The sequence below is a fragment of the uncultured Desulfovibrio sp. genome (assembly GCF_949282365.1).
Taxonomy (GTDB): domain Bacteria; phylum Desulfobacterota; class Desulfovibrionia; order Desulfovibrionales; family Desulfovibrionaceae; genus Desulfovibrio.
The window spans coordinates 1-5460 of sequence record NZ_CASDOY010000075.1; the positions used below are offsets into that span (position 1 = coordinate 1).

The 5460-nt window shown below is 67.2% G+C and carries 5 protein-coding genes; 3 read left to right on the forward strand and 2 right to left on the reverse strand.

All coding sequences use genetic code 11. The features are described from left to right. The first annotated feature begins 118 nt into the window (after positions 1-118). The 3 genes from Q1X76_RS09800 to Q1X76_RS09810 all read left to right on the forward strand — a co-directional run bounded on the left by Q1X76_RS09800 (position 119) and on the right by Q1X76_RS09810 (position 3438). Positions 119-1480 carry a potassium transporter TrkG gene (locus Q1X76_RS09800; RefSeq protein WP_300719676.1) on the forward strand — a complete coding sequence of 454 codons (1362 nt, stop codon included), beginning with the start codon at positions 119-121 and terminating at the stop codon, positions 1478-1480. A 63-nt stretch (positions 1481-1543) separates the two neighbouring features. Beyond that, entirely contained in the window at positions 1544-2704 is a 1161-nt protein-coding gene (locus Q1X76_RS09805; protein ID WP_300719678.1) for an MFS transporter, read from the forward strand. Between the two features lie 74 nt (positions 2705-2778). Further along, positions 2779-3438 carry a TrkA family potassium uptake protein gene (locus tag Q1X76_RS09810; RefSeq protein WP_300719680.1) on the forward strand — a complete coding sequence of 220 codons (660 nt, stop codon included), beginning with the start codon at positions 2779-2781 and terminating at the stop codon, positions 3436-3438. 777 nt (positions 3439-4215) lie between these two features. Here the strand turns inward: Q1X76_RS09810 and Q1X76_RS09815 are convergent. Both Q1X76_RS09815 and Q1X76_RS09820 read right to left on the reverse strand, forming a co-directional pair. Then, positions 4216-5190, reverse strand: a complete 975-nt coding sequence (locus Q1X76_RS09815) for a TSUP family transporter (protein ID WP_366141000.1) — start codon at positions 5188-5190, stop codon at positions 4216-4218. A gap of 13 nt (positions 5191-5203) precedes the next feature. Next, positions 5204-5460, reverse strand: a 257-nt coding sequence (locus Q1X76_RS09820) for a phosphatidate cytidylyltransferase (RefSeq protein WP_300719682.1), incomplete at its 5' end; no start/stop codon positions are given.

The following is a 5460-nucleotide window of genomic DNA, read 5'->3' on the forward strand; positions in this document are numbered from 1 at the left end:
CCCCCGTCACGGCAGGCGCGCGGCGCGCTCTCCGGGGCGGTCGCGGCCCGCAGGGACGGCACCCGGCCGCCGACGGGCCCGGCTTGCAATCACGGGCCGGCTGGACTAAAGGTGGAGCATGCAGCGCAAACGTTACCTCACGCCGCTGACCTGGCCGGCCGTCTCTTTTGCCGTCATGATCGTCCTGGGGACCCTGGCCCTGTGGCTGCCCGTCTGTCAGGGCGAGGGGCAGCGGCTGTCGCTGGTGGACGCCGCCTTTTTGTCCACGTCTGCGGTCTGCGTGACGGGGCTTTCCCCGGTGGACATCAGCCGGGCGCTGAACCCCGTGGGCCAGGGCGTGCTGCTGGTGCTGATCCAGGTGGGCGGGCTGGGGGTCATGACCTATACCAGCCTGATCTTCCTGCTCTGGCGCAAGCAGGTGCCCTTCACCAGCCGCGAGGCCGTGAGCCAGGCCCTGCTGGGCGGGGATTTCGATCTGGGGCAGTTCCTCCGGCAGGTGGTCTGCATCGTGCTGGGCATCGAGCTCGTGGCGGCACTGGTGCTGTTCTGGCATGATCCCGTGTTTTTTTCGCCCTTCAGCGCCCTGTTCCATGCGGTCTCGGCCTTCTGCAACGCGGGTTTCGCCCTGGCCCCGGACAATATGGTGGCCTTTCGCGAGGACGGGCTGGTCTGTACGGTGATCTGCGTCTGCGTCATCCTGGGCGGCATCGGTTTCGGCGTGCTGCGCGAATGCCTGGGCATCTTGTCGCGCGGCCGGCTGGCTCCGGTGACGCGCCTCAGCCGCCTGAGCCGTCTGGTCATCCACACCAGCCTCTTCCTCATCGTGGCCGGGGCACTGCTGATCTTTCTGGTGGAATGGCGCCGCGCGGGCAATGAGGAGCTGGTGGGCGACGGCCTGCATCTGTTCCTGATCTCGCTGTTCCACTCCGTTTCCGCGCGCACCGCGGGCTTCAACATGGTGGATATGGCGCACTGGAGCCACGCCAGCCTGCTGGTGCTGATGATCCTGATGTTCATCGGCGGCGGACCGGGCTCCTGCGCGGGCGGCATCAAGATCGTGACGTTCCGCCTGCTGGTGGGCTATGTTTTTTCCCAGGTGCGCGGCGAGCGTCAGATCGTCTTCCACAAGCGGGGCGTGCCGCCGGAGAACCTCATGCGCGCCCTGACGCTTTTTTTGCTCTACACCCTGAGCATCTTTTTTTCGCTTTTTCTGCTGACCGTCACCGAGAACGGCATCCTGCACCGCATCGAGGGGCAGGGCATGGCCTTCGTCCGCCTGCTCTTCGAAGTGGTCTCGGCCCAGGGCACCGTGGGCCTGAGCGTCAATGTGACGCCGGAGCTGACCAGTGAAGGCAAGTGCATCCTGATCTTCAACATGTTCGCCGGGCGCGTGGGCCTCCTCTCCCTGCTGCTGGCCCTGCGCAGCCTGCGACCCAGGAAGGCCTATGCCTATGCGGAAAGCCAGCTGCCTGTAGGCTAGCAGTCCCCGGAGACGGCCGCAGGCAGCACAGGGGAACAGTGCGGGGAAAAAGGAGGGAACGTCATGACGAAAGCATCCGCGGGCTTGGGGACAAAGGAATTCCTCGTCCTGCTCTGGGCGGCGGCGGTGACCTATACCTCCCTCTACGGGCCGCAGCCCCTGCTGTCCACCATCCGGCAGTATTTCGGCGTCAGCAGCCAGGCCGCCGGTCTGGTCATGACCCTGGCCGTCCTGCCGCTGGGACTGGCCCCGGTGTGCTACGGCTATGTGCTCAACCTGTGCAGCACGCGACGGCTCATCGCCGTGGCATCGGCGCTGGCCGCCGTGCTGCTGTTCTGCAGCGCCGCCTGCGAGGACTTCCTGCTCTTTCTGGTGCTGCGCTGCCTGTCGGGCCTGCTCTTCCCGGCTGTCATGCTGAGCGTCATGACGCATCTGGCCGTGCACTGCGCGCCCGAGCGCCTGCAGACGGTCATGGTGGCCTACAGCACGGCCACGCTGATCGGCGCCTTCGTGGGGCGCATCGGTTCCGGCCTGCTGGCCTCCCTGACCGAATGGCATGTGTGCCTCCTGGTGCACGGCCTGCTCATGGCCTCGGTGCTGCCCTTCCTGGGCTGCCTGCGCAGCAGCGCGCCGGTGCGTCAGGACGTCTTTTCGCCGCGGCATGTGCTGGAGGTGCTGCGCCAGCCCGGGCTGGCCTCGCTGATGCTCATCGGGCCGCTGTGCATCTTCGGTCATGCCTCGGTGCTCAATCTGGCGCCGTTCAGGATGACAGAACTGCTGCCCGGCGTCAGTGAGGGGGGCATCGGCCTGGTCTATCTGCCGGCCTTCGTCTGCTGTCTGCTGGGCGTGTTCTCGCGCAAGATCACGCGCCTGCTGCACGGCGAGATGCACAATATCCGGCTGGGCACGCTGCTGGTGTCGCTGTCCGCCTTCCTGCTGCTCATCCCCAGCCCCGTGGCCCTCTTTCTGGTGGTGCTGGGCATCACCTGCGGTTTCGTGCTGGTCTACACCACCCTGCCCGGCGTGGTGAACCGGGTCAGCCGGGCCCGCAAGAGCATGACCAACGGCGTCTACCTTTCCTTCTATTATCTCAGCGCCGCGCTGGGCACCTGGCTGCCCCTGCAGCTCTACGGGCACTTCGGCGTGCCCGCCTACCTGGCGTGCCTGCTCTGCGCCTTTTTCCTGGCGCTGTTCTTCGCCCACAGGAACATCCGGGCCCTGTGAGCGCCGCCGGTCCCTGCGACGGCCCGACGGCCGCGGGGGGGAGCGGTGCCCCAACATCATGATAAGGAGTCCGCATGGCGGAAAAAACTTTGGAGATCGGTGTCATCGGTCTGGGGAAATTCGGCCTGCGCATGGCCACCACCCTGGCTTCCCTGGGCCATACCGTCATCGGCATCGACATGTCCGATGCCCGCGTGCAGCTGGCCGAGGAAGTGCTGGAGACGGTCTACAAGGCCGATGCCACCAGCCTGAGCGTGCTGCGCTCCCTGCATGTGCAGGAGCTGGACTGGGTCGTCATCAGCGTGGGCGAGGGGGTGGAACAGTCCCTGAGCATCACGCTCAACGTCCAGGAGCTGGGCGGGCCCAAAATCTGGGTCAAGGCCTCCAACGAGGAGCACAAGAAGATCCTGCAGCGCCTGCATGTGGACCGGGCCATCGTGCCCGAGATGGAAGCCGCCGTCATGGCCGCGCACCAGCTCTGCCATCCGGGCATGCTGGACCTGATCCCCAAATACGGCGGCATCGCCATCCAGGAGCTGCGCGTCAGCAACTGGCACGGGCACAGCCTGGTGGACCTGAACCTGATCCAGTCCTTCGGGGTCATGGTCATGGGCATCCGTCCGGCGGGCGAGCGTTCGTTCCAGTTCGTGCCGCCGGCCCGCACCGTGCTGCACAAGGGGGATACCCTGGTGGTGGCGGGCAGGGCCGATGCCGTGCGCAGGCTGGACCCGTAAGCCGGGACAGGGCGCGGCCCCAGGCGGAGGATGCCGCAAGACGGCAACGGGCCGGGATGCGGGTCGCACGGCAGGATGGGGATCCGTTTTCCCGGCGGGCCGATGCGCTGCGGCAGCCCCGGCCGGACGGGCCGGAGCGGGAAAGACAGGGCCCAGTGCCTGCCGCGGCGGGCGGCTTTGCCGGGAGGGCGGAAGGCCTGCCCCCCATGTTCATGGCGCCGCCGCCACGGGTCTGCCGGGATGGTGTCCGTTCCCGCGTACGCAGGGTCCTGCTTCGGCCTGAGCGCGGCCACCGTCCCGAGTGCCGCCTGCCCCGCGCGCATGGTGCCGCGCCACGGGGCGTCGTGGCCGGGAGGGGCCCGCCCCGTACGCGCGGCCCTGCCGTTTCGGTGCCGGTCAATCTCACGGCCCTGTCTCCGTGCGCAGGGACCGCGCTCTTTTCCTTTATGACATGCTGATGCAAAAACACCCGTCCCGCGTGTGCGCGGCCCGGGATGGAAGGACGCCCGGGGCGTCCTTTTTTTATGTCGGCTCCGGTCCCGGAGACGCAGGGCCGGGAGGGCTCTGACGGTCCCTTGCTGTCGCGGGCAGCGGGCGTCTGGGGCGGCCGTTCGCGCGTCGGGGCGTTCCCGCCGTTCCACGGGGCAAGACCGCTCTGCCGCGGCCCGGGCCAGGCAACGGGCCGCCATCCGGGAGCGGCGGCACGGCTCTCCTGCGCCGGGCTGGGGGAGGGGAGCCCGAACCCCCGCGGGGAAGGCCGTCCGCCCTCCGGCCGGATCAGCTGTCCAGCAGGGCGCGGATCAGGATGGAGAAGCCCGACAGGCCGATGACCAGGGACAGCATGCGCTGGAAGCCGGTCTCGCCGATCCTGCGGGCCAGGGGATAACCGAGCAGCAGGCCCGTGCAGCAGCCCAGCAGGCAGGGGACCAGTCCGGCAAGGACCCTGGCGTCATAGTAGCCCGCCAGGAACTGCAGGGGCACCAGGGGCAGGGAGAGGCCCAGGAAATAGAGGCTCATGTTGCCGCGGGCGCGATCCTTGTCCCAGCCGGAGAGCTGGACATACATGCCCATGGCCGGCCCGCCCAGACCGCCCACGGCCTGGATGAAGCCCGCCAGAGCGCCGCTGAACGAGCCCCACAGCCAGCCCGTGCGCGCGCGGGCCTGCGGGGGAGCCTGCCGGTGGGCGCAGAGATTCCAGAGCATGTAGGCCATGAGCATGCCGCCCAGACCGGTCTGCAGTGCGCGGGCCGGTATCAGCGGCAGCAGGGCAAGGCCCAGCAGCAGGCCCGCGACGGTGCCGGGGATCAGGCGGCGCAGGTCCGCCGGACGGACATGGCGGCGGAACTGCCAGCCCAGGATGGCGGGCAGGGGGATGCAGATGATGCAGGTGATGAGCGAGGCGGTCTTGATGTCCGTGACCAGCAGGACCAGGGGCAGGGCGAAGATGCCCGCGCCCAGGCCGCTGATGCCGTTGACCACGATATCCGCCTCATCCATCGAGGCGAGTTCCGCCAGGGCGCTGTCCCCGCAAAGCAGTGTCGTCCCTTGTGGAAAATCTTCCGGATGCAGCGGGCGACTACAGGCGACATACTGTGGCCGCCAACGGTTTGCCTGTTCAATGAGCAGATCGATATTGCTGTTGGCCGAAATGCCGAACAGCGTAAAACGGTCCGACCTTGCGCGGACCACGTCGAGCGCCTGTCTGCCTATGGATCCGGTACTTCCCAGCACCGTCACTTGCCGTCTCATCATGCGAGTCCTGCCTTTAGTATATTCCGAAGAGCTGGAGAATAGTAAACGTGCACAGCACAATCGGCGTGCACAGCAAAACGCTGTCGATCCTGTCCATCATGCCGCCATGGCCCGGAAACACGCTGGAAAAATCCTTAACATTTGCCCACCGCTTGATGATGGAGGCGAACAGGTCGCCAATCTGACCGAACAGGCCGCACAAAACGCCCAATACAAGCAACAGCCACCAGGAGACATCGCTGCCCCACAGACTTTGCAGCGGCATGAGAA